The organism is Xanthomonas cannabis pv. cannabis, assembly GCF_000802365.1.
Classification (GTDB): domain Bacteria; phylum Pseudomonadota; class Gammaproteobacteria; order Xanthomonadales; family Xanthomonadaceae; genus Xanthomonas; species Xanthomonas cannabis.
Map to the genome: position 1 here is coordinate 1 of NZ_JSZE01000205.1, position 1779 is coordinate 1779.

Consider the following 1779-nt stretch of genomic DNA (forward strand, 5'->3'; position numbering starts at 1 on the left):
GCAGTGCTGCGCTTAGCCAAAAAATTCTTTTATGTAGGCGGCTTCTCTGCACCCGGCCAGTCACCTCAGCTTGACCCTGCCCTGCGCCACACGCACACTTCCAGCCGGAGCCTAGAAACTCCCCACACAGCGGTACCCACCTCCGAGTTTTGGTGGGTTTTTTGTGCTCGGCCATCTGGCTTGGCACTGCTCGGCGTTCCTACGCCGGGAGGGCGGCGAATACAACACCCGCAAGGGGAATAAGCCCGCCGGCTGTGTGCGGTTTCTAGCCTCCCGGCATCCCGCTGCGTTGTGCAGCGGGAGCTGCCTCACGGCAAGGAGAGCAGCATGCACAACGAACCCGGTTACTGGATGTCCGAAGGCACGCAATACCACCTGCTGCGCGTACGCGATCAACTGCGCCTGCTCGCTACCCTGGCCACACCACGTACCCGCGACGAAGCCACGCTGGGGACGCCAACGATTCCACTGCAGCAATGGGCCCATTGCCTGCAGAACCTGGTCGAGCAGGTGGATGATGTGCTTGGGGATTTGAGTACCGCCCCCTAGCGCTGCCTGTCTCTGTCAGCGTGTCAGCCCTGCAATCGATGGGCTGGCCGGTTTGGACGTGGGCGAGTACCTTGCCTTGTATCGACGCGCCGCGCCGGCATACAAGACAACAATGACCCGCTTTCGCTTATTCACGCTGCTGCCTTGCTTGGCACTAACCTCGATGCTGCCCAGCGCGTGCACCCGGCCGTCTGAGAAAGCGGGTGATCTGCCCGCTGCAACATCGCCCACACCCGCAGCGCGTTCTGCGCAAACCGCCATGACGCAGGAAGCCACCCTCAGCATCCAACAGATTGAAGCCGGGCTTTTGAGATTTGCAGCGTCACTGGAACAACCCGGCGACATGAGCCATAAGCGGATGGAGGAGATGCTAGGCATCACATTCGACCCGCCGAAGGATCTTGCGGTGTCACGGCGTGTGCTGAGAAACCTTCCTCTGGCGAACGGCTATACGTTGTATGTATCGCATAGCCCGGAGAAAAAAGGATTTTCCTTTATCAACATGCTGATCGGATTGCCAGACAAACACGACCCGACGCGCGTACCCGATGCCGCATGTGTTTGGGATGCGGCCGACCTCTCGGCCAAGCTTGAGGCCATGGGTTACAAGCGTGGCGGGCAACGGCCGTTCCAGGGCGGCACCCAGCGGCAGCACTGGCGCGCCGTCCAGGACGGAGCGCAAGGCTTCTCGGTTGCCTTGCTGATCTACGAGACCACCGCCGGTGGCACAAAGCGCGAGTGCGTATATGGCGCCCAGATCGATGGAGGTGATGCGTGACGCCAGTTGACCTACGGATTGAGCCATTGCTGTTGCAGATGCGCAAAGACCCCAACCTTCCCGAAGGGGCTGAGGCATCCCTCAGACAAGCCATCTCCGAATCGCCGTACCTGTCCAACTTATTGGGGAATGCGATAGCGAACGGGCAGATTGGTGCCATCGCCGTCTCGCATGGCCAACACAACGCTGGTCACTTTCAGGACGGCAAGGATGGAAAAGCGGGCACGCTCAACGTCAGTGGATCGCTGTTTCAGGATTGGCAGGGCCGTGTGCGGATCGATCACCTCACAGAAGTATTGGGTCACGAAACCATGCATGGCGTGCTGGCAGAACATCGCGCCAACGCGTTGGCAGCGTTCGGCAAGACAATGGGCGACAGGATGCAGGACGCCCACGCACAGCGAGAGAGTCAGGTAGACCTTACAGAGCCGACGCGGGTCTATCTGGACAAG

General features: G+C 60.3%; 2 protein-coding genes and 1 pseudogene. All 3 read left to right on the top strand.

Annotated elements, in window-relative coordinates; genetic code table 11:
- The first annotated feature begins 327 nt into the window (after window positions 1-327).
- Window positions 328-549: an XAC0095 family protein gene (locus OZ10_RS20055; RefSeq protein WP_039566857.1), complete on the top strand. Its 222-nt coding sequence runs from the start codon at window positions 328-330 to the stop codon at window positions 547-549.
- A 112-nt stretch (window positions 550-661) separates the two neighbouring features.
- The gene (locus OZ10_RS20060) at window positions 662-1327 is read left to right on the top strand and encodes a hypothetical protein (protein WP_039566860.1); all 666 of its coding nucleotides are present in this window, start codon (window positions 662-664) and stop codon (window positions 1325-1327) included.
- Window positions 1324-1779: pseudogene (locus OZ10_RS20065) on the top strand (XVIPCD domain-containing protein); the annotation flags it as partial. The gene OZ10_RS20060 and the pseudogene OZ10_RS20065, both read left to right, overlap by 4 nt.

Bases quoted from the DNA above. Each gene is read 5' to 3' on its own strand.
- OZ10_RS20060 (WP_039566860.1), top strand. From the start codon at position 662: ATGACCCGCTTTCGCTTATTCACGCTGCTGCCTTGCTTGGCACTAACC.
- OZ10_RS20055 (WP_039566857.1), top strand. From the start codon at position 328: ATGCACAACGAACCCGGTTACTGGATGTCCGAAGGCACGCAATACCAC.